Below are 21,975 nucleotides of genomic sequence, written 5' to 3' on the forward strand. Positions count from 1 at the left end.
CCACCGCCCTCAACCTCATCCGCCTCTACGCCTACTGGACCGGCCACCACCTCCAAACCCCACACACCAGCCACCTCGCACGCCTACAACCCACCCCCTAACCACAATGGGCAACAGAGTCGCTAGCAGATCAACATCTCGCCATGAGCGGCGCGATCGGCGTCACTGCGGCGGGGCCGGGGGTGGAGCGCGGGCCGGGTCAGGCGACGGCGGCCAGGGCGGCGTGGGCGCCCCAGCGCCAGACGATGCCGGACTCGGTGAAGCCGACCTCGTGGGCGGCCGCGCGGTGCCAGTCGACCGGTGGCGTGAACTCGGCGGGCACCCGGCGGGCGAAGATCTGTTCGCGTTCGCGCAGGGCGGGGGCGAGCATGTCCTCCGCGCGCACCTCCTCCCACCAGCGGGTCCAGGCCAGACCTGCGGCCGCGTCGCCGGCCGCGGGGTGCAGCCGGCCCATGACGCCGGTCAGGCCGGGGTCGGGCATCAGGTCCGCGACGATCAGGAGGCCGCCGGGGCGCAGGGCGGAGCGGGCGGCCCGGTAGAGGTCGCGGGCCGCACCGGGCGGCAGGTAGTGGACCGCCATGACGGCGGTGATCAGGTCGTAGGGTCCGTCCACGGTCGCGGCCCAGTCGGCCGCCAGGTCGGCGGGGTGCAGGGTGACGCGGCCCGGTGAGCCGGCGGCGGCGAGGGCGAGCAGCACCGGGTCGAGGTCGACCAGGCCGACGGTGGCGGCGGGCCAGCGGCGGGCCATGCGTTCGGCGAAAACCCCCGGACCGCCACCAAGATCGAGAACCCGCGCAGGGCCACCGCCACCGTCGAAGGCCCGCGCAGCGCCACCGCCACCGTCGAAGGCCCGCCCATGTCCACCGCCACCGTCGAAGACCTGGCCGAGGCCAGGGCTGGCACCCACGCCGCGATCCGGGGACCGCTCCGCGCCGGGCCCGCACACGGCTTCGGCGACGGCGAGGACCGCGGCCTCGCAGCTCGCGGCGCCGGGGAGGAAACCGGCCATCACCTCGTCCCAGCCGCGCCGCCATCGGTCGACGGCGACCGGGTCGAGCTGGGGCAGCGTGCGGGGCGGGGATGTGGACGCCATCGTCAACCTCGGGGCCGGGATACGGACGGTGATCGCGACCACTGTAACGGATGTCGTTTTCAAAAACCGTCGGTCAGGCCGGTCAGCAACGCGACGAGACGGTCGATCTCCTCCGGAGTGTTGTAGACGTGTGTGCTCACCCGTACCGAAGAGTCCTGTTCCCCGCCCGAGGCCTGGCAGTGGCCGTCGGCCCGGACCATGAAACCTTCCGCGGCCAGGATGAAACCCAGGTCGTTGGAGCTGATCCCCCGGTGCCGGAACGTGACGATGCCATGCCGCTGCTGCACCGGCGAGCCGGCGGCGAGGCTGCGCTGGCAGCCGAGCACCTCGTACGCGGGCAGGTGGCGCAAGCCCTCCGTCAGCCGGGCGCCGAGCCCCACCGTCCACCGGGCGATCCGGTCCACGCCGGCGTCGTCCAGCCAGTCCAGGGCCGCGGCGAGGCTCACGATGCCGCTGGTGTTGGGGGTGCCCGCCCAGCCGCCGGGAGTGAACGGGGCGCCCCGCCGGTTGGCCGCCCAGATCGCGCCGGTGCCCGGCAACGCCATCGCCTTGTGCCCGGAGAACACCACGAAGTCGACGTCCAGCCCGGTCACCGACACCGGCAGGTGACCGACGGCCTGCGCCGCGTCCAGACAGATCACCGCGTCGGGGGCGGCGGCGCGGATCCGGGCGATGTTCATGTCGCCGCCGTAGACGTGGTGCACGTGCGTGGTGGCGATGAACCGGGTGCGCTCGTTCACCATGGTGGCCAGCGCACGGTGGTCGTAGTCGTGGGCCGCGTCGTACGGCATGGCCCGCACCCGGACCCGCACGCCCTGCCGGCCCAGCAGGTCCACGGCCTCCTGCCAGGGCAGCGCGTTCGCGGAGTGGTCGGCCAGCGGCACGACGATCTCATCGCCGTCGCGCAGATGGCCGACAAGCCAGTCCCGGGCGATCAGACGCAGCCCCTCGGTGGTGCCGCTGACGAAATGCACGCCGGACGAGGGGCCACCCCCAGCGCCGGGCGAAGAGCCGCCCCCGTCGTCCCCGAGGAACCGGCGCACCCGCTGCTCGGCCTCCCGGATCCGCTCGGTGGTCCGGTTCGCCCACGGATACGTGCCGCGGCCGGCGTTGGCGTTGCCGCTGGTCAGGTACGAGGTAACCGCGTCCAGCACGGCCTGCGGCTTCTGCGCGGTGGCGGCACTGTCCAGGTACGCCTGATCCGGGTTCCCGACAATGATCGGGAACTGCTCGCGCAACCCGCTCTGCCAGTCGCGCAGGTCATCAGGGAAGACAGGGAAGACCGGCGAGACCGCGGACACCACGTCCATCAGTCCCTCACCAGTTCCGCGCCGGCGTCCCGCCAGGCGATCACCCCGCCCTGCAGCGACCGGACGTCGGGGTGCCCCATCCGGGTGAGCAGGGCGGCGTACTGCGCCGATTTCTCACCCACCGGGCAGACCAGCAGCACCGGCTGCCGACGGCCGAACGGCAGGCCACCGTGCAGCATCTCGCCGAACAGGTCGTCGACGATGTTGATCGACCCGTCGATGTGCAGGGCCCGGTACGCGAACGGGCTGCGCAGATCCACGACCAGCGGAACCTCCTTGTCGATCCACTCCTGGGCGTCGCCGACCCCGATCGTGCGGGCCGCGGCGAGGTCGTCGGTGGTCAGCGAACGCACCGACTGCGGCCGGGCCGCCTGGGCGAACAACTCCGGCCGGCGTTCCCGCAGATAGCTCATGTAGCTCTCGACCCGGTCGCAGACGATGAACACGGCGGTACGCCGCTCGGTCAGTTCCGCGTCGACGCCGCGCAGATATCGCACCGCGCCCTGGTAGGCGCCGCCGCCGGTGGGCCCGGCCAGGGTGCCGCACCGGCGGACCAGGGTGAGCAGCCCGTCGATCGCCTCGGCCGAACTGATCGCCTCGATCGTGTCGTACACCTCGGGGTCGAACAGGCCGACCTCGTGCACCTCGTCGATGTCACGGATGCCGGGGATGAAGTCGGACTTCTCGGCGACCAGGCCGACCACCGTCACCGCCGGGTCGTGTCCGCGCAGCACCCTCGCGACGCCGCTGGACGAGCCGGCGGTGCCGACGCAGGCGATGAAGTAGTCGGGCGCCCGGCCGTCCAGATCCGCGATGATCTCCGGGCCGGTGCCGCGGGCGTGCGCCTCCACGTTGCGCGGATTGAAGTACTGGTCGGTGTGCAGGTAGCCGCCGCCAGCCGCGGACACGGTCCGGTACATCCGGGTCAGCGGGTCGTCGGTGTCGGCCGGGTCGAGGCATTCCGAACGGCCGGGCAGTTCGTCGATCTGCGCCCCGAGCAGCAGCAACAGGTCCTTGATCTCGGGAACCTTCATCCGGTTGGTCACGCTGCGGAACGGCAGCCCGTGCATGCCGGCGATCACGGCGAGGGCTTTGGCGGTGTTGCCGCTGGAGAGTTCCACCACGGTCTCGCCGCGCTCGGCGGCGCCGGGCAGCCGGTCGCGGACCATGTTCCACGCGGCCCGGTCCTTGACCGAGCCGAACGGGTTGAACAGCTCCATCTTGGCGTACAGGTCGATGTTGCGCAGCCCGTGCACGGCGGCGTCGATGCGCACCAGCGGGGTGTTGCCGATGACGTCGGTGACGGTCTCGTACCTCACGCGGTCCCCTCCCGGCCCGTCACGGGCCAGTACTGCTCGTCCAGGCGCCACCGCCAGCCACCGCCGCCGCGGGAGACGGCGACGGTGCGGGCGGTCGGCTGCATCAGCGCGTCCCCCGCGCTGAAGTCCATGAGATAGCCCGCGGTGTTCACGAACACCAGCAGGTCACCGGGGCGTGGCGGCTGCGGCAGGAACACCTTGCGCCGGGTGAGCAGGTCGGCCTCCAGGCACAGGTTGCCGAGCAGGAAGAACCCCGAAGGGTCAACGGCCTGTTCGGTACGGGTCCGCGGCACCAGGATCGGGTCCATCAGCACGCCGTGCTGCTCCAGAGCCACATCACCGCCGTTGCCGGCGAGCCGGACCAGGTCGCCCCGCACCTCCTCGACCCGCAGGGCGGTGGCGCCGCACTGGTCGAGCAGCGCCCGGCCGGGTTCGGTGTGCAGGTCGTACAGGCTGTCGAGCAGCAGCGTGCCCAGCGGCCGGCGGTGGACCGCGCTCGGCGTGCTCAGCAGCCGGTCCAGATAGTCCGGTCCGGCGACGCTGCGGTGCGCCGGGTAGACACTGAGCGCGCCGCGCACCGTACCGCCCTCGTTGCGCAGCCCGTACCCGTGCTCGTTCCAGGTGATCGGCGGTCGCCGGCCGAGCACCGCGCCGGTCAGCTCGCTGGTCCAGGCCTCCCACTGCCGGGCGTCGGCCAGGTAGTTGACGCCGAACCCGCCGCCGACGTCGACGGCCCGGGGCCGCAGGCCGCGCTGATGCGCCTCGTCCATCGCGTGCAGGCAGCCCTCCAGCGCGATCGCCTTCTCCGGCAGGCCCACGGTGTCCAGGTGGTACGCGACGCCGAGGAAGTCCAGTTGCCCGGCGTGCTTCTCCAGCGTCTCCCAGAGCCCGGTCAGGTCGCCGGCCGCGATGCCGAACCGGCTGGTCCGGGTCAGCACGTTGGTGCCGGTGGAGGCGAACCCGGAGAGCCGGGCCAGCACCCGCACCGGGGGCAGGCCGTGTGCCGCGACGATGCCGGCGAGGTCGGCCAGCTCCACCGTGGAGTCGGCGTTGACCACGGCCCCGGTGCGCGCGGCCAGCCAGAGGAACTCCGGGCTCTTCGGGCCGGTCGCCATGATGCGCTCCGGTGCGAACCCGGCGGCGAGGGCGTGCTGCAACTCGCCGAGGGAGGCGACGTCGATGCCGGCGTCGGTGGCCGCGAGGGCGCGCACCAGGGCATGGGACCGGTTCGCCTTGTGCGCGAACCAGACGCCGCCGCCGAGGTGGTGCTTGCGGTGCACGGCGCGGAAGGCCGCGACGTTGCGGACCAGCCGGTCGGGCAGGACCAGGTTCAGCGGTGAGCCCAGTCCGTCGACGAGCTGGTGGAGCAGGGCGTGTTCGTCCAGGAGGGACCGCAGATCATCTTCGACGCGCGGTTGCAGATAAGGCGCCATCACACTCCCGTGTCGCTGAGAATGCGGAAACCTTTCACGACGTGATCGCGGGCGTCGCCGCGATCGGTGCGGTCACAGAACCGGCGGTGCCGGTTCCCCCAACGTAATCGATGAGTCGGCCGACACCAAGAGGATCATGACCCGAAAGTGATCAATCGATTACTCCATGCAATGTTGCGCATGTGCTCAATACCGAGGGCCACAGGTCCAGGCATGGAGCATGGCGCGCGGGCTGCCGACGCGACGGCGCGGTACCGCGTGCCCATAGCCGGCGATCGGCGGCGAGGCCCGCGCGGCGGTATCGATCTGCTAGCGGTGCGAAATCGCGGTTCTGACCCCTTGATCACAGCGATTTCGTAGCGCTAGCAGATCAACACCTCGCCGTAGAGGCACGAGCGACGCCAGGGCCCACCGCACGGCCGGTAGGCATCCTAGGAGGCTAGGTTGAAAGGGGGCAAACGACCCTGCGCGGGCGTTGCACCACCTCTCCGCCGGCGGCAGGTACCACCTCTCGCTGGCGGAGAGGTGCGGCCGGACGCGATGGTGCGCGGTCGGCGGATTGGAAAGTTCCCGAACGGGTAAACGACCATCGATACGTTTCCGCCGGAAGGACGACCCATGCGCGACGTCGCACGCATCAACGCCACTCAGCCGCCGGACTGGGCACCCACCCCGGAACAATTGCGGCAGGCCGGGCAGAACGCCGCCTACCCCACCGACGGGCGCTTCCAGAACGGCAAGGTCAAGACCGAGCAGCGGTACGCGTAACCGCGTCCACCCACGACGCGACGGTGTCCGTCCACAGGGCGTCGTTGTCCGGCTGTCCGCACGAGGCATCCAGGCAGCGAGCCAGGGCAGCGCAGCGGGCCGGGACGGGGTCAGGGCGGAGCCGGGGTCAGGGCGGAGCCGGGGTCAGGGCGGAGCCGGGGTCAGGTGACGAACAGGACCACGGCCACCGCGGCGGCGAAGGTGACGATCGTCCAGCGCAGGACCTCGGCGGGCATCCGGCGGGCCAGCCGGGCGCCCACGATGCCGCCGATGATGGTGCCGGGGGCGAGGACCGCGACGGCCGCCCAGTTCACCGGGCCGAAGATGCTGTAGATCAGCACCGTGGTCACGCCGACCACTGCCGAGAAGACGTTCTTCAGGGCGTTCAGGCGTTGCAGCGACTCGTTCAGGACCAGCGCCAGACCGGCGATGAGCAGGACGCCCATGGCCGCGTTGAAGTAGCCGCCGTACAGTCCGCAAAGGAACACCGTCACCTGCACCGCGAACGCCGCGCGGCCCGGTTTCGGCTGACCGGCCAGGGCCCGCAGCCGTTTCTGCAGGGCCATCAAGGCGGCCGCCAGGAGCAGCAGGAACGGCACCACCACGTCGAACACGCCGCGCGGGGTGACGAGCAGCAACGCACTGCCGCACAGGGCTCCCACGATCACCGTCGGGATGATCGTCCGGATGCGCCGGCCCTGCCCGGCCAGGTCGGGACGGCTGCTGAGCGCACCGGCGATGTAGCCGGGCGCCACCGACAGTGCGTTGCTGACGTTGGCCGCCACGCCGGGCAGTCCGATGCCGACCAGCAACGGGAACGTGATGAGGGATCCGCCGCCGGCGATCGCGTTCACGGCACCGGCCACGAGTCCGCCGCCGGCCAGCGCGAGGGCCTCCCCGGGCGTCACCCGGTCACCACGGCCGGCGATCTTCTGTGCGCACGCGGCCATGCTACGGCGACGGTCTTGCGCGGGCACGCGAGACTCCAGGGATGATCTGGCGACGGCTCCGGCCGTACACCCTCCTCGCCGCCGTCGTCGCGGTGGCCGCCACCGGATATCTGATCCGCGCCGCCGGCGTGGTGCGGGAGCGGCTCGAGGCCGCCGGCGTGCCGGACTGCCGCGACCCCAACGTCTGCTACCCGCAGGGCGCGGCGCTGGACGCGATCGCCGGGATCCACCTGGTCGCCGCCCTGACCCCGGCATTGATCGGTCTGATTCTCGGAGCCGCCCTGCTGATGCGGCCCATCGGCGCGGGCCCGGCCGCACGCGGCGCCGGCCCGGTGGCACGCGGGATCGACCCGGCGGCACGCGGGATCGACCCGGTGGCACGCGGGATCGGCCCGGTGGCGCTCGCCGCCGGCGCCGTGTGCACGGGGATCGTCGCGGTCACGCACCGGCTGGTGAGCGCGCCGTACACGGTGATCGCGAACGACACGTATGAACTGGCCGAGCTCACCCACCTGAACCATCCCGCGTTCATGGTGGCCGTGACGGCCTTGATCATCGCGGTCGCCGCGGCGGTACGCGGCGGCGCGTTCACCGGGTGGTCCGTCGCCCCGGCCGCGGTCCTCGGTGGCGTCGTCGTGGCGTGCCTGCTCGCCACCGACCTGACCGGCATCGGGGCGCCGCCGGAGTCGTTCACCGACGACTATGCCGTCGCCGACGGCTTCGGCTGGGCAGCGGCGGGATGGCTCACCCTGGTCACGGCGGCCCTGACCCGGCGGCGCCCGGCACGAGCGCTCGCCTGACTCCTGCCCGGCACCCGCGGCCGCCGGACCGGTTCTCAACCGCGGGGACGGGTGCGAGCTTCCACCTCGGTGGGGTCATGTAGATCACGCCGTCGCGTGGGCGCCCGCGATGCGGTGGCCGTGACGCGGGAAAGTCCCTGCTCGGCCCCCACTGTGATCTCGGTGACCATGGCCGCTAAACCTACTGGAGTAGTAGGGTTGGCCTTACTTCCGTCAAGATCAACTGTGGGGTCGTCATGGCGCAGGAAACACCGGTTCAGGAGCATGCCGTCTGGCAGCAGGACCGCCTGGTCGCGGTCACCGCGGCCACCGGGAACCTCGCGCTCGTCGAGACCCGATGGGGTGCCGACGATCGGCAGGCCGCGCTGGCCGGGCAGCCGGCGAGTGTCACCGCGACCGTGCTGAGCCGGCGCGACCCGCGCACCGGCGAGATCGAGCACGGCGTCCGGCTGTGGGACGCGGCCTCGGAGGCGATCAAGCATTTCGAGCGCATCGACACCTACGGGTACGACCCGGCGTGGGTGATCGAGGGCCGCTACACGGACGTGCCCGGTGAGCGGAAGATCCCGTTCGAGCACGCCCAGGATGCCGGGTTCACGCGTGACCTGCCGGTGCCGGGTGACATCCACGCCACGATCGGCGGCGCCGAGTACACGTTGAGCGCCTTCGACGACGACGGCCGGCTGCTGCTGGTCTTCGGCGATCCGACGAACCGGACCGAGACGTACGGCTCCGGCCGGTTCCTCTTCGTCACGCGCGTGCCCGGCACCGATCGGGTGATCCTCGACTTCAACCGGGCCTTCGTGCCGCCGTGCGGGTTCTCCTCGCACTACAACTGCCCGCTGCCGCCGCCGCAGAACCGGATCGCCGTCCCGATCGAGGCCGGCGAGAAGCTTCCCGTCTTCCGCGACGGATTCGACAACCACTGACACTTGCTGATAACCGGAGACACACCGTGAAACGGCTCATATCAACTCTCGCCGCGCTCGCCCTGGCCGGGACGCTCGCAGCCTGCGGCGGCGACGCGGACGGCGGCAGCGCCGGCGACAGCAGCGCGGCCACCATCCAGATCGGCTCCGTCTACGAGCCGCAGAACCTCGACAACACCGCCGGCGGCGGCCAGGGCGTGACCGAGGCGCTCAACGGCAACGTGTACGAGGGCCTGTTCACGCTCACCGACACCGGCGCCGTCGAGCCGCTGCTCGCCAAGGAGCACAAGGTCAGCGACGACGGCCTGACCTACACGTTCACCCTCCAGCCGAACGTGAAGTTCCACTCCGGCAAGGCGCTGACCTCGGCGGACGTGAAGGCGAGCATCGAGCGCGTCACCGCGGCCAACTCGAAGTCGGCCCGCAAGGGCAACCTTGAGGTGATCAAGGAGATCGCCACGCCGGACGACGCCACCGTGGTGGTGACGCTGAAGAGCCGGTCGATCTCGTTCGTCTACAACCTGAGCTACATCTGGGTCGTCAACGCCGCGGCCACCGACCTCACCACCACCGCCGACGGCACCGGGCCGTACCGGCTGGGTGACTGGAAGCGTGGCTCCACGCTGAGCCTGACCCGGTTCGACGGCTACTGGGGCACCCCGGCCAAGAACGCCGGCGTCGTCTTCCACTACTTCACCGACGCCACCGCGCTGAACAACGCGCTGCTCACCAACGCGGTCGACATCGTCACCAGCGAGCAGAGCCCGGACGCGCTCGCGCAGTTCACCGGCAACGGCAACTACAAGGTCAACGACGGGCAGTCGACCACCAAGCTGCTGCTCGCCTTCAACGACAAGGTCGCGCCGTTCGACAAGGTGGCCGTGCGTCAGGCGGTCAGCCAGGCGATCGACGACAAGAAGCTGCTGACCTCGATCTGGGGTGAGTACGGCACCCCGATCGGTTCGATGGTCCCGCCGAGCGACCCCTGGTACGAGGACCTGACCTCGGTGAACGCGTACAACGTGGAGGGCGCCAAGAAGCTGCTGGCCGACGCCGGGCTGCCGAACGGGTTCACGTTCACGCTCGACACCCCGAGTTACGACCCGCACCCCACCGCCGCCACCTTCATCAAGTCGGAGCTGGCCAAGGTCGGCATCACCGTGAACATCAACACGATCACGGCCGACGAGTGGTACACGAAGGTCTACCAGAAACGCGACTTCGCGGCGACGCTCCAGGAGCACGTCAACGACCGTGACGTGGTCTGGTACGGCAACCCCGACTTCTACTGGGGCTACGACAACCCGAAGGTCACCGACCTGATCAACCGGGCCGAGCAGGCCACCACCACCGACGAGCAGACCACCCTGCTCAAGGAGGCCAACAAGATCATCGCGACGGAGGCGGCCAGCGACTGGCTCTACCTCTACCCGCAGATCGTGGTCGCGAGCTCCAAGGTGTCCGGCTACCCGGTCAACGGCCTCAACGCCCAGTTCTTCGCGTACGGGATCGTCAAGAACTGATGATCGCCTACCTGCTGCGACGGACAGCGATCCTCCTGGGGTCGCTGTTCCTCGCGGCAGTGGTGCTGTTCGTGCTGCTCCGGCTCCTGCCGGGCGACCCGGCCAACGCCCTGCTCCCGGTCGGCGCGACCCCCGAGCAGATCGAGGCCGCCCGCCGGGAGCTGGGCACCGACGCCCCACTGCTGACCCAGTTCCTCACCTGGCTCGGCGACGTCGTCACCCTGGACCTGGGGAAGTCGCTGATCAGTACGCTGCCGGTCGGCCCGGAGATCGCCGCCCGGCTGCCGGTCACCGTGCCGCTCACCCTCGCCGCGTTCACCCTCGCCGTGCTGATCGCGGTGCCGGTGGGCGCGCTCGCGGCCATTCGTGCCGACCGCTGGTACGGCCCCGTCCTCAACGCGGTCGCCCAGCTCGGCATCGCCGTGCCCGCGTTCTGGGTCGGCCTGCTGCTGATCACCGTGTTCGCGCTGCGGCTGGGTGTGCTGCCCGCCGGTGGCTTCCCGCCGGACGGCTGGGCCGACCTGCCGGCCGCGATCGAGGCCCTGGTCCTGCCGGTCGTGACGGTCGCGCTGGTCATGTCGGCAAGCCTGATCCGGTACGTGCGGGGCGCCACCCTGGACGTCCTGGGCGCCGACTACCTGCGCACCGCCCGCGCGCTCGGCGCCACCGGAGCCCAGGCGATGTGGCGGCACGGCGTGCGCAACGCCGCCGTACCCGTCATCGCCGTCCTCGCCATGGAACTGGCCACCACCTTCCTCGGCGCGGTCGTGGTGGAGAGCGTCTTCGCCCTGCCCGGCCTCGGCGGCATGCTGGTCCGCGGCATCAGCCAGCACGACTACCCGGTCATCCAGGGCATCATGCTGGTCAGTACCGCGACCGTGCTGGTCGTCGGCTTCCTCGGCGACCTGGCACAGCGGCTCGTCGACCCCCGTCTGCTGCACCGGGAGGCGTCATGAGCCGGCGGCGGTCACTGCACCTGGCCCTGGGGCTGCTGCTCGTCGGCGTCATCGCCGCCGGTGTGCTCCTGTCGTACGTCTGGCTGCCCTTCGCCCCGGACGACACCTCCGGCGGACGCCTCGCACCGCCCGGCGGCGACCACCTGCTGGGCACCGACAAACTCGGCCGTGACCTGTTCACCCAGCTGCTGATCGGCGGGCGCATCGCGATCGGCACGGCACTCGGCGCGGTCGCCGTCGGCGGCCTGATCGGCGTGACCGCCGGACTGCTCGCCGGGTTCGCCACCCGCTGGCTCGACGACGCCGCGGCAGTGGTGCTGGACATCCTGATCGCGTTCCCGACGCTGCTGCTCGCCATGCTGATCGTGGCCGGCACCGGCGCGTCGCTGGGCACCGCGATCCTCGCCATCGGCATCGCGATGGCCGCGGTCGTCGCCCGCCTCACCCGCGTACTGGTCAAGCAGGTGCTGGCCCGGGACTACATCACGGCGGCCCGGGTCGCCGGCATCTCGTGGCCGCGGATCGTGCTCAGCCACGTACTGCCGAACATCGCCCCGACCGTCCTGGTCAACCTGGCCCTGCAGGCCGGTCTCGCCGTGCTCGCCGAGGCGAGCCTCTCCTACCTGGGGCTGGGCACGCCGCCGCCGAACGCGTCCTGGGGACGGATGCTGTACGAGGCCCAGGCGACCGTGCTCGCCGCACCGGCGGGGGCGCTGGCTCCGGGGATCGCACTCGTCGTGCTGGTGGTCGGGGTGAACCTGACGGCCGACGGGCTGCGGGACCTGACCGACCCGACGCGCCGGGGCCGCCGCGGTTCCGGCGGCCGTCCTGATTCCGCCGGCCGTCCTGGTTCCGCCGGGGCTGGGCGTCCCGGTTCCGCCGGGGCTGGGGCTGGCCTTCCTGGCGCGGCCGATCCTGCCCAGGTCGGTCCCGCCGGCCCGGCCCGCCTCGCGGATCCGACGCTCGACACCACGCTGGGGAAGTCGTGATGAGTCTGCTCTCCGTCGACGGTCTGGCCGTTCGTGATCGGGCCGGCACCGCGCTCGTCGAGAACGTCTCGTTCGAGGTGGCCGCCGGTGACCGGGCCGGGTTGATCGGCGAGTCCGGTTCCGGCAAGTCGCTGACCGCGCTCGCCGTCCTCGGTCTGCTGCCGCCCGGCCTCACCGCGACCGGCTCGGTGCGGCTCGACGGCGCCGACATGATCCGCGCGCCCCGCGGGCACGGCACCGCCGCGACGGTGGTCTTCCAGGAGCCGCTGACCGCGCTGGACCCCCTGATGACGGCCGGCCGGCAGATCGCCGGGCCGCTGCGCCGGCTGCGCGGATTACGCGGCGCCGCCCTGCGGGAGGCGGTGCGGTCGGCGCTCGGCGAGGTACGCCTGACCGACACCGACCGCATCGCCCGGTCCTACCCGCACCAGCTCTCCGGCGGCCAGCGGCAACGCGTCGCGATCGCGATGGCCGTCGCGTGCCGGCCCCGGCTGCTGATCGCCGACGAACCGACCACCGCACTCGACGTGACGGTGCAGGCCGAGATCCTGGACCTGCTGGACCGGATCGTCACGACGCACGGCACCGCGCTGCTGTTCATCACCCACGACCTGCCGGTGGCGGCCCGGGTCATCCGGCACACGCACGTGCTGCGGCACGGCCGGGTCGTCGAATCCGGGCCGATCACGTCGCTGATCGCGGCGCCGGAGCACCCGTACACCCGCACCCTCGTCGACAGCGCCAGACGTTTCGACGCCGCCCTGGAACGGACCGGCCGTGCCTGACCTGATCCCCGCCGCCCCGGAACGGAGCCGGTCGTGACCGAGCCGATTCTTGCCGCCGTCGACGCCGGCTACGCCTACCGCGGGGGCGCCGCCGCGCTGAGCGGCGTGTCGCTCGCCGTCTCCCCCGGCCGCAACGTGGCCCTGGTCGGCGAGTCCGGCGCCGGGAAGACCACGCTGCTGCGCCTGTTCCTGGGGCTGGCCCGGCCGACGAGCGGCGCGATCCACTTCGACGGTGCACCGCTGCACCGCCAGCGGATGCGGCAGTACCGGCGGGCCGTACAGGCCGTGTTCCAGGACCCGTACTCGTCGCTCGACCCCCGGCACCGCATCGGCCGCATCGTGGCCGAACCTCTGCGCGGTCTCGGCCTGGGCGCCGACCCGGCCCGGGTGACGGCCGCCCTGGACGCGGTCGGCCTGCCCGCCGACACCGCCGGCCGCTATCCGCACGAGTTCTCCGGCGGTCAGCGGCAGCGCATCGCCATCGCCCGCGCCGTCGTCGGCAACCCGCGCCTGCTGCTCGCCGACGAACCGGTCAGCGCGCTCGACCTGACGACCCGGGTCCGCATCGTCGACCTGCTGGCGTCCCTGTGCGCCGAACGCGACCTCACCATCCTGCTGGTCTCGCACGACCTCGGCGTGGTGGCGGAACTGTGCGCCGAGACCGCGGTCCTGGAGCGCGGCCGGCTGGTCGAGCAGGGACCGACGAGCGAGGTGCTGGGGGCGCCGTCGCACCCGTACACGCGGCGGCTCCTCGCCAGCGTCCCGCGCCTACCGGCATAGACCGCCGGCGTAAGCCCGCAGCGTACGGCGCAGGCCCACGGCGTAAGCCCGCTGGAGTAAGCCTGCCCGACGTCCGGCGTAGGCCCGTCGGAGTAGGCCTACCGGCGCAGGGCTACCGGCGGGCGGCATCGCCCGGGCGGGGCGGGACCGTTCCTGTCCGGATTCGATCAGGGGCGGTCGACGATCAGGATGTCGCTGTGCGCCAGGCGGGCCACCTCGTCGACCATGGCGGCCGTGCGGGCGTCGTTGCTCTGCCGTACGACCAGGAGGTCGCCGTCCCGGCTCGCCGCGGCCAGGGTGATCACCGCGTCCACCTCGCGGCTCACGGTGAGCGAGACGTCAATCGCCGGGTACTGCTCCTCCCACCGATGAACCACATCCCGCACACGCCTGTCCTGCCGCGTGCTCGCGGGTCCGGCGGCGACCACGCTGACGTCCGCCCCACGTCGCAGGGCCTCGGCGAACACGCGCCGCAGCAGGTCGTCCACCCGCGCCGCGCCGATCACTCCGGCCACGATCAGGCCTGGCATGAATATCACGCTACGCCAACATCGTCATCACGGCAGGTGACACAACTCAAGGTGGGCGTGTCGCCTCACCCATCGAGTACGGTCAATCGCGCACCGCGGCCCGAGACGAGATGTTGATCTGCTGGCGATGCGAAATCGCGGTGATGACCCCATGATCACAGCAATGTCGTAGCGCTAGCAGATCAACAACGCCGCGCCGACGCATCGCAGCGGGTCGCGGGCAATTCCGCACCCACCGGGAGGGAGCTGAGGGCGCGAAACATCACGTGCCACCGGCTTGCCGCTACCGCCCGTCGACGGCACGCCGGAAGGTGGCCCTGATCGCCGTCGTGAACAGTGCCACCCCCGCCACGACCCCGGCCACGCCGAGCACGAGACCCCACGGCGGCGGCAGATACATCGCCAAGAACCAGGAGCGCACGTCGGCGCCGACGAGAATGAGGATCACCGGCACCAGCCCCTGCGGGAACGTCAGCAGCCCACCGCCGATCCAGCACCCGAGCACCCGCACCACCTCGCGCCCGGACGCCACGACGGCCGCAGGCGACGGTGAGGGCGCAACGCCGGCGGGCGACGACGCAACATCAAGAGGCGACCGCGCAACGCCAAGAGGCGACCGCGCAACACCGACGGACGATGGCGGCGGCGGGCGGCCGGTCCGCATGGTGTGCAGCATCTCCGGGCCGCGCTCCTGGAGCCGGGCCGCCGCGCGGTCGCCGAGCCACCAGGCGAGCGCCACCCCGGTGGCCACCCCGACCGGCAGCCCGGCCCACAGCAGCCACGGCACGTCCAGCAGGTGACCGGTGACGATCACCGCGAGCGGTGGCCCGGCGGGGAGGATCCCGACCCAGAACAGCACGTAGGACGGACCGGTGGCGTCGGCGCCCTCCAATGGGGCGTCGGCGCGGCGGCGCGGGTCCGGGCCAGGGGTCAGGGCGGACACCGAGGCGTACGCGATGAGGCCCGCTCCCCCGCCCAGCAGCGCCGGCACGACCGCGACCACCCACGGCCAGGCCCAGGTGTACCCGCTCCACACCGTCAGGCCGGCGCTGAGCAGCACCGCGACCGGCCCGTACACCGCCAGGTAGGCCCACTGCCTGCCCCGCACGTCGGCGCGCTCACTGCCGGTCGTCAGGGTGTGCCAGAGGGCGGTGCCGTCGTCGCCGTAGAGGTTGCCCGCCGACGTGACCGCGAACCACGCCACGGCCGCCCCGGCCCACGGCAGCAGGACGGGCGCGCCGAACGTGAGCGGCAGCAGCGCGGTGCCGAGCGCCCAGGCGATCGGCACCACCGCGGCGGTGATCCGCCCCGGGTCGCGCCACCAGGTGCGCACCTCCTTGCGGAAGACCGCACCGGCCGGGCCGGCGAGCGGGCCGCGCGCCGGGGCGGTGCCGTACGCGCCACCGCGGATCGTCACCCGGCTGCGCCGCGGCGTACCGAGCGTGGCCGCCCAGACCAGCAGGAGCAGCGCGCCCAGCACCGGCAGCCCGGCGAGGGCCGCGGCGGTCACCGGCCAGTCGCCCCGGCCGGCGGCCTCGACCGCCACCACACCCCAGCTGGACGGCACGGCCCGCAGCACCGTGCTGAACAGCGGGGAGAAGCCGGTGGTCAGCACGTCCGAATAGAGGATCGGCACGATGAGCATCCAGCCGGACTGGGAGACGATCAGCAGGCCGGCGAAGAGCAGGCCGGTGACCGCGGCACCGGTCCGGGACGTGGCGACGACCGTGAACAGCGCGTGGGTCACCCGGGACAGCAGCACGACGAGGACCAGGACCCCGGCGGCGGCCGGCACGGCGACCAGGGCGGCGGCCGGGCCGAGGCGGGCCGCGTACGTGATCAGGCTGAGGAAGGCCACCGCCGTCACCGCCGTGGTGATCGCCACCAGGCCGGCGCCGAGCAGGCCCGCCGCCAGCCGGGGGCGCGGCAGCGGCAGCAGCGCGAAGTGCTCGGCGCGCAGCACCGCCGAGGCCCCCCACAGCGGCCCGATCATCCAGCTCAGCGCCCAGCCCAGCCAGACGGCGGCGAGCAGGTCGCCGAGGACGCCGGGGTGACTGACATCCGCGAAGGTCAGCAGGACGGTGGCGGCCGCGCAGCACAGGCCGAGCACGCCGCCGGTCACCATCCACGCGGCCCGGCCGCCGGTCGTCGAGTTCCGCAGGACGGCCAGCTTCATCCGGATCAGGACGCCAACCACGACAACCCGTCCGGTACGGGGTCGGCGGCACCGACCAGCTCGACGAACGCCCGTTCCAGCGTCTCGTCACCACGGACGTCGGCGAGCGGGCCGGCCGCGACGACCCGCCCCCGGTCCATGATGGCGACCGTGTCGCAGAGCTGCTCGACGAGCGCCATCACGTGACTGGAGAGGACCACCGAGCCGCCGGACGCGACGAACCGCACCAGGATCGCCTTGAGCGCGGCCGCGGACACCGGGTCGACCGCCTCGAACGGCTCGTCCAGGATCAGCAGCCGCGGCCCGTGCAGCAGCGCCGTGGCCAGGCCGATCTTCTTGCGCATGCCGGTCGAGTAGTCGACCACCAGCGTCGTCTCGGCACCGGTCAGCCCCATCACGGTCAGCAGCTCCTGGACGCGCTCGGTCAGCACGTCCGGCGGGATCCGCCGCAGCTGCCCGGTGAAGGTGAGCAGTTCCCGGCCGGTGAGCCGCTCCGGCAGCGCCAGGCCGTCGGGCAGCACGCCGATCAGGGTCTTGGCACGGACCGGGTCGGCCCAGACGTCCACGCCGGACACCTCGCACCGGCCGGCACCGGGCCGCAGCAGGCCGGCCGCCATGGAGAGCGCGGTGGTCTTGCCGGCGCCGTTCGGCCCGACCAGCCCGAAGAACGAGCCCGCCGGCACGGTCAGATCCACCCGGTCCACCGCGACGGTGCTGCCGAACGCCTTGACCAGCCCGGTCAGGCGCAGTGCCGGATCGGATCCCATGTCTGCCCCCGGTCGTCGGGCCTCCAGTCTGCCCGACCGGCACCCCGGCCGCCGTCCCGCGCCGTGCCGATGTTGACGACCGGCCGCCCGGTCGGTTGACTGCGCTCATGGCGAAGCTTGATCTCCGTGTCCGGGTGCTCGGCCGTCTTCTGCGCCGGGCGTCGATCGTCGGGCAGAGCACCGAACAGATCCTGCGCAATCAGAAGGCCCGGGTCAGCCACAACCCGGTCACCGATCTACTGCTCGGCGCCGTGGCACCCGGTGTCGTGCTGACCGACGGCCACGCGGCCGGCGAGACCGGCCCGGTCCGCATCCGCGTCTACCGGCCGGCGGTCCCGGGCGGGCAGCCGCTGCCGCTGATCGTCAACTTCCACGGCGGCGGCTGGGTGGTCGGTTCACTGGAGACCGCGGATTGGCTGTGCAGCAACGTCGCCGCCGCGGTGCACGCCGTGGTCGTCTCGGTCGACTACCGCCTGGCGCCGGGACATCGGTGGCCGGCGGCGGCCGAGGACTGCTACGCCGCCCTGGTCGACGCGGCCGCGCGAGCCGCCGAGTGGGGCGCCGACCCGGCGCGCCTCGCGGTCATCGGCGACAGCGCCGGCGGCAACCTGGCCGCGGTGACCACGCTGATGGCCCGGGACCGGTCGGGGCCGGCCATCGCCTTCCAGGGCCTGATCTACCCGGCGACCGACCTGACCGGGTCCAGCCCGTCACTGACCGAGAACGCCGACGCGCCGATCCTGACGCACGCGGACACGATCGCCTACCGCGATCACTATCTGGGCGACGCGGACGCCCGGGAGCCGTACGCGTCGCCGCTGTTCGCCCCCGACCACACCGGACTGCCCCGGGCCCTGGTGCAGGTCGCCGAGCACGACCCGATCCGCGACGACGGCCTGCGCTACGCCGCCGCTCTCCAGGCGGCCGGGGTGGCGGTGCGCACCACCACGTACGTCGGCATGCCACACGGCTTCCTGGCCTTCCCACGGCTGTGCCGCAGCGCACCGCAGGCCCTGGCCGAGCTGGCCGCCGAGCTGCGGTCCGCCCTCGCCCCCGCGACCCTGCCCGGCTGACGGGCGCGAGCACCACGCGGCGCCCGGTGGTTGGGCGGGGGAAAGCCGGGTACAGCACTCGTCGTGCAAACCGTCCTGGTCACCGGCGCCTCCAGCGGCGTCGGCCGAGCCACCGCGCTCGCCTTCGCCCGCAAGGGCGCCCGCCTCGTGCTCAGCTCCCGTTCCCGTGACGCCCTCGACGAGGTCGCCGCCGACTGCCGCGCCCTGGGCGCCCAGGTGCGCGTCGCGGTCGGCGACATCACGCAACCGGAGACCTTGGAGGCCGCCGCTGCGCAGGCCTTCGACGGCATCGACGTCTGGGTGCACACGGCCGCGGTGATGGCGTACGGCCGGTTCGAGGACGTCCCCGCCGACGTCTTCGACCAGGTCGTCGTGACGGACCTGCTCGGTGCGGCGAACGTGGCCCGGGTCGCCCTGCGTCACTTCCGCGGCCGGGGGCGCGGCGTGCTGATCTACGGGGGTTCGCTGCTGGGGACGGTCGTCACGCCGTACACCAGCTCCTATGTGACAAGCAAGTGGGGTTTGCGGGCCCTGGTCCGCGGGCTGCGCATCGAAACCCGGGACGCGAAGAACATCCACGTCTGCCTGGTCTCGCCGGGTTCGGTGGACACCCCGATCTATCGCACCGCCGCGAACTTCGCCGGCCGGTACGGGCAGCCGCCGCCCCCCATCGACTCGCCGGAGAAGGTGGCCCGGGCGATCGTCAGCTGCGCCCGCCGGCCGCGCGGCACGATGAGTGTCGGCCTCGCGAACCGTGTCATCCAGTTCGGATTCGTCGCCATGCCCCCGGTGTACGACGCCCTGGTCGGCCCGCTGATGGGCGTCGGCGGCCTGTCCCGGGAAGCCGTCGCACCGCACCGCGGCAACGTCTTCGAGTCGCACCCGGCGGCCGCCGCCACCCACGGCGGTTACCGGCACCCGTGGCGCACCGTCGCCGGAGCGGTCGCCGCCGGCACGGTCACCGGCGCCCTGCTGGCCCATCGCCGCCTGTCCCGCTGACCCGCCGCCTGTCCCGCTGACACACCGAGCCGCCGCCGCGGTGATGAGTTCTCGCGCCCGCACCCGTCATACCTGCGACGGGACACCACGAGGCGGAAGGATGACGTGATGGGTACGGACATGCGGATGACGGATCGGGGCGGGCACGATCGGGGCGGGCCCGGGCCGGGTGAGGTCGACGAGCCGTCGTTCACGGGGCTGGCGGAGCGGCACCGGCGGGAGCTGCACGTGCACTGCTACCGGATGCTGGGCTCGTTCGAGGACGCCGAGGACACCGTGCAGGAGACGTTCCTGCGCGCCTGGCGGCGGCGGGAGAGTTTCGCGGGGCGGTCCACGTTCCGGGCCTGGCTGTACCGGATCGCCACCAACGCCTGCCTGGACCTGCTCGCCAAGTGCCGCCCGGAACCGGCGACCGGCGGCGAGGTGCGGTGGCTGCAGCCCTACCCGGACCGTCTGCTCGACGAGCTGGCCGCGGGCGGCGCGGACGAGCCGGAGACGGTGGCGGTGGCGCGGGAGACGATCGAGCTGGCGTACGTCGTCGCCGTGCAGCACCTGGCGCCGCGCCCGCGGGCCGTGCTGATCCTGCGCGACGTGCTCGGCTGGCCGGCGAAGGACGTCGCGGACCTGCTCGGTGACTCCGTCAACTCGGTGAACAGCGCGCTGCAGCGGGCCCGCGCCGGGATGCGGGAACGCCTGCCCGCCGAGCGGCAGGACTGGACCGGTGGCCCGGACGACGCGGAGACGCGCGACCTGGTGCGCCGCTACACCGAGGCCAGCGTGGCCGCCGACATCGACCGGCTCGCCGCCATGGTGCGGCACGACGTCCGCACGTCGATGCCGCCCACCCCGGGCCTGTACGCGGGCCGCGACACGGTGGTGAGGTACTGGGCCGACAGCGGTTTCGCGGGCATGACCGGGCTGCGCGCCGTGCCCGCCGCCGTGAACCGGCAGCCCGCCGTCGCCTACTACCACCGGACGGAACAGGCCGGGCCGTACCTGCCGCTGACCCTCGACGTCCTGCGGATCACCGGCGGCGCGATCACCGAGATCACCACGTTCCACAGCGACCGCTTCGCGCGGCTCGGCCTGCCGGAACACCTCCCCGCGAACGGCATCGGGTGATCCACTCGCCCGTTACCCGGACGGTCGGCCTGCCGCCTCCTCCCAGAGCCGCAACGTCCGCACGGCCACCAGCCGCTCGCCGGCAACGTCCGCCTGCTCGGCAGCCGGAACCCGCGTTCCCCGACCACCCGGGCCAACCTCGCCGCCTGCTATTTGCGGCTCGAGCGCTACGCCGCCGGCCACCACACCGGAGACGGCGACAGCACCGTTCGTGGCGTTCGCCGCGCCCGAGCTGGTGACACCGATGTCGCCGGACAGGCCGCCGGGGTTTCCGTCGCCGGGCACGCCGCCGGGGCCGGGAGGGACGCTGCCGCCGGGGACGCCGGCGTCGGTCACGGTTCGGGGCGGCGCACGACGCCGCTCACGGCGCTCGACCCCGGCCCGTCCGCGACCGCGTCCCCGGATCTCGCGACCTGCACCGGTCCGCCACCGGTCACCTCGGCGCCGCTGACGGCGCGCCCGCCACCTGTCGCCCGGGCCGCTCCCGAGTCCTCGACCCGGTGCGGCGCCGGCCCGGGCTCCCGGCCCCCGGGCGGCAGCAGATAGGGCGCGACGAGCGCGGACAACGCCAGCACGGCGCCGGCGCAGCTCGCCAGCTTGTCGGCGTCGTCCAAGCCGGCCCGCACCAGATAGGCGATCAGGCCGGCGGCCACGAGTCCGAAAACGATCCGCCCGGCCCAGATCCACCGGGGACTTCGTCGAGGCATCGCACACCGTCCCACCACCACCGAGAACAGAGCGCCAAGTGTACGGCCGGACGACTGTCCACCGTGGCCCGCAACCGCCGGTCCCGGGACAACGGCGCCGCGCGGGCAGGTCAGTGCCCGGGCCAGACCTCCCGCACGAGATCGGCTGACGCCTCGCCCTGCCGCAGCCCGGCGCGCACCGCCGCGGCCCGGCGGGCCGGGTCCATGACGTTGGGGCCGAAGGCCTCGATCGACGCCTCGTCCGGTGCCAGCAGCAGCGTCTTGCCGGCGCCGGTCGCGGCCATCTCGGCGAGGATGCGGTCGCGGCTGAGGGCCGCCAGCGGGGCCAGCACGACCAGCTGGTCGGCGCCGGTGGCGAGGTCGGCGCCGGCACCGAAGCGCACGCCGCCGTCCATGTAGCGGCGGTCGCCGATGGTGACCGGCGGCATCAGACCGGGTACGGCACAACTGGCCGCGACCGCCCGCAGCAGGGACGCGCCGGAGGTCCGGTCGAGGACGACGTCCCGGCCGTCGGCGGTGTCCACGACCACGATCCGCAGGTCCCGCTCCGGCCAGTCGCGGACCGGCAGCAGGGGCTCCATCCGGGCCACATAGGTCTGTTCGTCCACGGTGGCCGCGGTCAGCGCCATCGCGCCGATCTGGGTCCTGGCCTGCTGCGGCGGCACCGACGGGTCGGCCAGCACCGCCATCGCGGCGAGCGCCCGCCCGGTGTTGCCACGGCCGGACGAACCGGACCGGGCCGGCGCCGCAACCGTTTCCTGGACGGCCACCGCGGCCTCCAGGTCGGTGCCCGCCGTGAGCAGGGTGCCGACGACCGAGCCGGCGGAGGTGCCGATGACGGTGTCCGCGTCGCCGAGCGGGACGCCGGCCCGCTGAAGGCCGCAGAGCATGCCGAGGTGCCACGCGATGCCGGTCACGCCACCGCCGCCGAGAACAAGAGCTTTTGTCACGTACTCGACGGTAAGG

The 21,975-nt window shown here is 72.7% G+C and carries 22 protein-coding genes; 11 read left to right on the forward strand and 11 right to left on the reverse strand.

What is annotated here, in order from left to right; all coding sequences use genetic code 11:
• Positions 1-199: 199 nt before the first annotated feature.
• The 4 genes from LPA41_RS36265 to LPA41_RS36280 are packed head-to-tail and all read right to left on the reverse strand — an operon-like array spanning position 200 to position 5,155.
• A complete protein-coding gene (locus LPA41_RS36265) occupies positions 200-1,093 on the reverse strand; it encodes a trans-aconitate 2-methyltransferase (RefSeq protein ID WP_229075787.1) in 894 nt (297 codons plus the stop codon).
• A 59-nt stretch (positions 1,094-1,152) separates the two neighbouring features.
• Positions 1,153-2,403, reverse strand: a complete 1,251-nt coding sequence (locus tag LPA41_RS36270; protein ID WP_229075788.1) for an aminotransferase class V-fold PLP-dependent enzyme — start codon at positions 2,401-2,403, stop codon at positions 1,153-1,155.
• A complete protein-coding gene (locus LPA41_RS36275) occupies positions 2,403-3,722 on the reverse strand; it encodes a pyridoxal-phosphate dependent enzyme (RefSeq protein ID WP_229075789.1) in 1,320 nt (439 codons plus the stop codon). The genes LPA41_RS36270 and LPA41_RS36275 overlap by 1 nt, the downstream gene beginning before the upstream one ends.
• Positions 3,719-5,155: a Y4yA family PLP-dependent enzyme gene (locus tag LPA41_RS36280; protein WP_229075790.1), complete on the reverse strand. Its 1,437-nt coding sequence runs from the start codon at positions 5,153-5,155 to the stop codon at positions 3,719-3,721. The genes LPA41_RS36275 and LPA41_RS36280 overlap by 4 nt, the downstream gene beginning before the upstream one ends.
• Positions 5,156-5,773: 618 nt before the next feature.
• Between LPA41_RS36280 and LPA41_RS36285 the strand changes: the two genes are divergently transcribed.
• Complete coding sequence (locus LPA41_RS36285) at positions 5,774-5,923, forward strand: hypothetical protein (protein WP_229075793.1); 150 nt, start codon at positions 5,774-5,776, stop codon at positions 5,921-5,923.
• A gap of 161 nt (positions 5,924-6,084) precedes the next feature.
• On the opposite strand, the gene LPA41_RS36290 is transcribed toward LPA41_RS36285, so the two are convergent.
• On the reverse strand, positions 6,085-6,831 hold the full coding sequence (locus LPA41_RS36290; RefSeq protein ID WP_229075794.1) for a sulfite exporter TauE/SafE family protein: 747 nt from the start codon (positions 6,829-6,831) through the stop codon (positions 6,085-6,087).
• A gap of 83 nt (positions 6,832-6,914) precedes the next feature.
• On the opposite strand from LPA41_RS36290, the gene LPA41_RS36295 reads away from it, so the two are divergent.
• The 7 genes from LPA41_RS36295 (at position 6,915) to LPA41_RS36325 (ending at position 13,635) form a co-directional block, all read left to right on the forward strand.
• The gene (locus LPA41_RS36295) at positions 6,915-7,673 is read left to right on the forward strand and encodes a hypothetical protein (RefSeq protein WP_229075795.1); all 759 of its coding nucleotides are present in this window, start codon (positions 6,915-6,917) and stop codon (positions 7,671-7,673) included.
• Between the two features lie 236 nt (positions 7,674-7,909).
• Positions 7,910-8,602 carry a DUF1684 domain-containing protein gene (locus tag LPA41_RS36300; RefSeq protein WP_229075798.1) on the forward strand — a complete coding sequence of 231 codons (693 nt, stop codon included), beginning with the start codon at positions 7,910-7,912 and terminating at the stop codon, positions 8,600-8,602.
• Between the two features lie 26 nt (positions 8,603-8,628).
• On the forward strand, positions 8,629-10,125 hold the full coding sequence (locus LPA41_RS36305; RefSeq protein ID WP_229075799.1) for an ABC transporter substrate-binding protein: 1,497 nt from the start codon (positions 8,629-8,631) through the stop codon (positions 10,123-10,125).
• Positions 10,125-11,081, forward strand: coding sequence for an ABC transporter permease (locus tag LPA41_RS36310; RefSeq protein WP_229075800.1), 957 nt, complete (start codon positions 10,125-10,127; stop codon positions 11,079-11,081). Before LPA41_RS36305 ends, LPA41_RS36310 begins: the two co-directional genes overlap by 1 nt.
• A complete protein-coding gene (locus LPA41_RS36315) occupies positions 11,078-12,070 on the forward strand; it encodes an ABC transporter permease (RefSeq protein ID WP_304523818.1) in 993 nt (330 codons plus the stop codon). Before LPA41_RS36310 ends, LPA41_RS36315 begins: the two co-directional genes overlap by 4 nt.
• Entirely contained in the window at positions 12,070-12,855 is a 786-nt protein-coding gene (locus tag LPA41_RS36320; RefSeq protein ID WP_229075802.1) for an ABC transporter ATP-binding protein, read from the forward strand. Before LPA41_RS36315 ends, LPA41_RS36320 begins: the two co-directional genes overlap by 1 nt.
• Before the next feature lie 33 nt (positions 12,856-12,888).
• The gene (locus LPA41_RS36325) at positions 12,889-13,635 is read left to right on the forward strand and encodes an ABC transporter ATP-binding protein (RefSeq protein WP_229075803.1); all 747 of its coding nucleotides are present in this window, start codon (positions 12,889-12,891) and stop codon (positions 13,633-13,635) included.
• A 167-nt stretch (positions 13,636-13,802) separates the two neighbouring features.
• Here the strand turns inward: LPA41_RS36325 and LPA41_RS36330 are convergent, their stop codons facing one another.
• The 3 genes from LPA41_RS36330 to LPA41_RS36340 form a co-directional block, all read right to left on the reverse strand.
• Positions 13,803-14,165, reverse strand: a complete 363-nt coding sequence (locus tag LPA41_RS36330; RefSeq protein WP_229075804.1) for a hypothetical protein — start codon at positions 14,163-14,165, stop codon at positions 13,803-13,805.
• Positions 14,166-14,448: 283 nt separating this feature from the next.
• A complete protein-coding gene (locus LPA41_RS36335) occupies positions 14,449-16,362 on the reverse strand; it encodes a hypothetical protein (protein WP_229075807.1) in 1,914 nt (637 codons plus the stop codon).
• On the reverse strand, positions 16,347-17,108 hold the full coding sequence (locus tag LPA41_RS36340) for an ABC transporter ATP-binding protein (RefSeq protein ID WP_229075808.1): 762 nt from the start codon (positions 17,106-17,108) through the stop codon (positions 16,347-16,349). The genes LPA41_RS36335 and LPA41_RS36340 overlap by 16 nt, the downstream gene beginning before the upstream one ends.
• A gap of 107 nt (positions 17,109-17,215) precedes the next feature.
• Here LPA41_RS36340 and LPA41_RS36345 point away from each other — a divergent pair, with 107 nt between their 5' ends.
• The 3 genes from LPA41_RS36345 to LPA41_RS36355 all read left to right on the forward strand — a co-directional run bounded on the left by LPA41_RS36345 (position 17,216) and on the right by LPA41_RS36355 (position 20,302).
• Positions 17,216-18,181, forward strand: coding sequence for an alpha/beta hydrolase (locus LPA41_RS36345; protein ID WP_229075814.1), 966 nt, complete (start codon positions 17,216-17,218; stop codon positions 18,179-18,181).
• Positions 18,182-18,244: 63 nt separating this feature from the next.
• A complete protein-coding gene (locus tag LPA41_RS36350) occupies positions 18,245-19,180 on the forward strand; it encodes an SDR family NAD(P)-dependent oxidoreductase (protein ID WP_229075815.1) in 936 nt (311 codons plus the stop codon).
• Positions 19,181-19,288: 108 nt separating this feature from the next.
• Positions 19,289-20,302 carry an RNA polymerase subunit sigma-70 gene (locus LPA41_RS36355; protein WP_229075816.1) on the forward strand — a complete coding sequence of 338 codons (1,014 nt, stop codon included), beginning with the start codon at positions 19,289-19,291 and terminating at the stop codon, positions 20,300-20,302.
• Positions 20,303-20,314: 12 nt separating this feature from the next.
• On the opposite strand, the gene LPA41_RS36360 is transcribed toward LPA41_RS36355, so the two are convergent.
• The 3 genes from LPA41_RS36360 to LPA41_RS36370 all read right to left on the reverse strand — a co-directional run bounded on the left by LPA41_RS36360 (position 20,315) and on the right by LPA41_RS36370 (position 21,959).
• Positions 20,315-20,638 carry a hypothetical protein gene (locus LPA41_RS36360; protein ID WP_229075818.1) on the reverse strand — a complete coding sequence of 108 codons (324 nt, stop codon included), beginning with the start codon at positions 20,636-20,638 and terminating at the stop codon, positions 20,315-20,317.
• A complete protein-coding gene (locus LPA41_RS36365; RefSeq protein WP_229075820.1) occupies positions 20,635-21,009 on the reverse strand; it encodes a hypothetical protein in 375 nt (124 codons plus the stop codon). Before LPA41_RS36365 ends, LPA41_RS36360 begins: the two co-directional genes overlap by 4 nt.
• A gap of 110 nt (positions 21,010-21,119) precedes the next feature.
• Entirely contained in the window at positions 21,120-21,959 is an 840-nt protein-coding gene (locus LPA41_RS36370; protein ID WP_229075822.1) for a patatin-like phospholipase family protein, read from the reverse strand.
• Positions 21,960-21,975 lie beyond the last annotated feature (16 nt).

This window comes from Actinoplanes sp. DH11 (assembly GCF_020873875.1).
Classification (GTDB): Bacteria; Actinomycetota; Actinomycetes; order Mycobacteriales; family Micromonosporaceae; genus Actinoplanes.

Excerpts from the sequence above, each read along its gene's own strand:
- LPA41_RS36340 (WP_229075808.1), bottom strand. The coding sequence starts at position 17,108 with ATGGGATCCGATCCGGCACTGCGCCTGACCGGGCTGGTCAAGGCGTTC.
- LPA41_RS36355 (WP_229075816.1), top strand. The coding sequence starts at position 19,289 with ATGGGTACGGACATGCGGATGACGGATCGGGGCGGGCACGATCGGGGC.
- LPA41_RS36320 (WP_229075802.1), top strand. The coding sequence starts at position 12,070 with ATGAGTCTGCTCTCCGTCGACGGTCTGGCCGTTCGTGATCGGGCCGGC.
- LPA41_RS36315 (WP_304523818.1), top strand. The coding sequence starts at position 11,078 with ATGAGCCGGCGGCGGTCACTGCACCTGGCCCTGGGGCTGCTGCTCGTC.
- LPA41_RS36295 (WP_229075795.1), top strand. The coding sequence starts at position 6,915 with ATGATCTGGCGACGGCTCCGGCCGTACACCCTCCTCGCCGCCGTCGTC.
- LPA41_RS36270 (WP_229075788.1), bottom strand. The coding sequence starts at position 2,403 with ATGGACGTGGTGTCCGCGGTCTCGCCGGTCTTCCCTGTCTTCCCTGAT.
- LPA41_RS36365 (WP_229075820.1), bottom strand. The coding sequence starts at position 21,009 with ATGCCTCGACGAAGTCCCCGGTGGATCTGGGCCGGGCGGATCGTTTTC.
- LPA41_RS36280 (WP_229075790.1), bottom strand. The coding sequence starts at position 5,155 with ATGGCGCCTTATCTGCAACCGCGCGTCGAAGATGATCTGCGGTCCCTC.
- LPA41_RS36265 (WP_229075787.1), bottom strand. The coding sequence starts at position 1,093 with ATGGCGTCCACATCCCCGCCCCGCACGCTGCCCCAGCTCGACCCGGTC.
- LPA41_RS36345 (WP_229075814.1), top strand. The coding sequence starts at position 17,216 with ATGGCGAAGCTTGATCTCCGTGTCCGGGTGCTCGGCCGTCTTCTGCGC.
- LPA41_RS36300 (WP_229075798.1), top strand. The coding sequence starts at position 7,910 with ATGGCGCAGGAAACACCGGTTCAGGAGCATGCCGTCTGGCAGCAGGAC.
- LPA41_RS36330 (WP_229075804.1), bottom strand. The coding sequence starts at position 14,165 with ATGCCAGGCCTGATCGTGGCCGGAGTGATCGGCGCGGCGCGGGTGGAC.
- LPA41_RS36285 (WP_229075793.1), top strand. The coding sequence starts at position 5,774 with ATGCGCGACGTCGCACGCATCAACGCCACTCAGCCGCCGGACTGGGCA.
- LPA41_RS36310 (WP_229075800.1), top strand. The coding sequence starts at position 10,125 with ATGATCGCCTACCTGCTGCGACGGACAGCGATCCTCCTGGGGTCGCTG.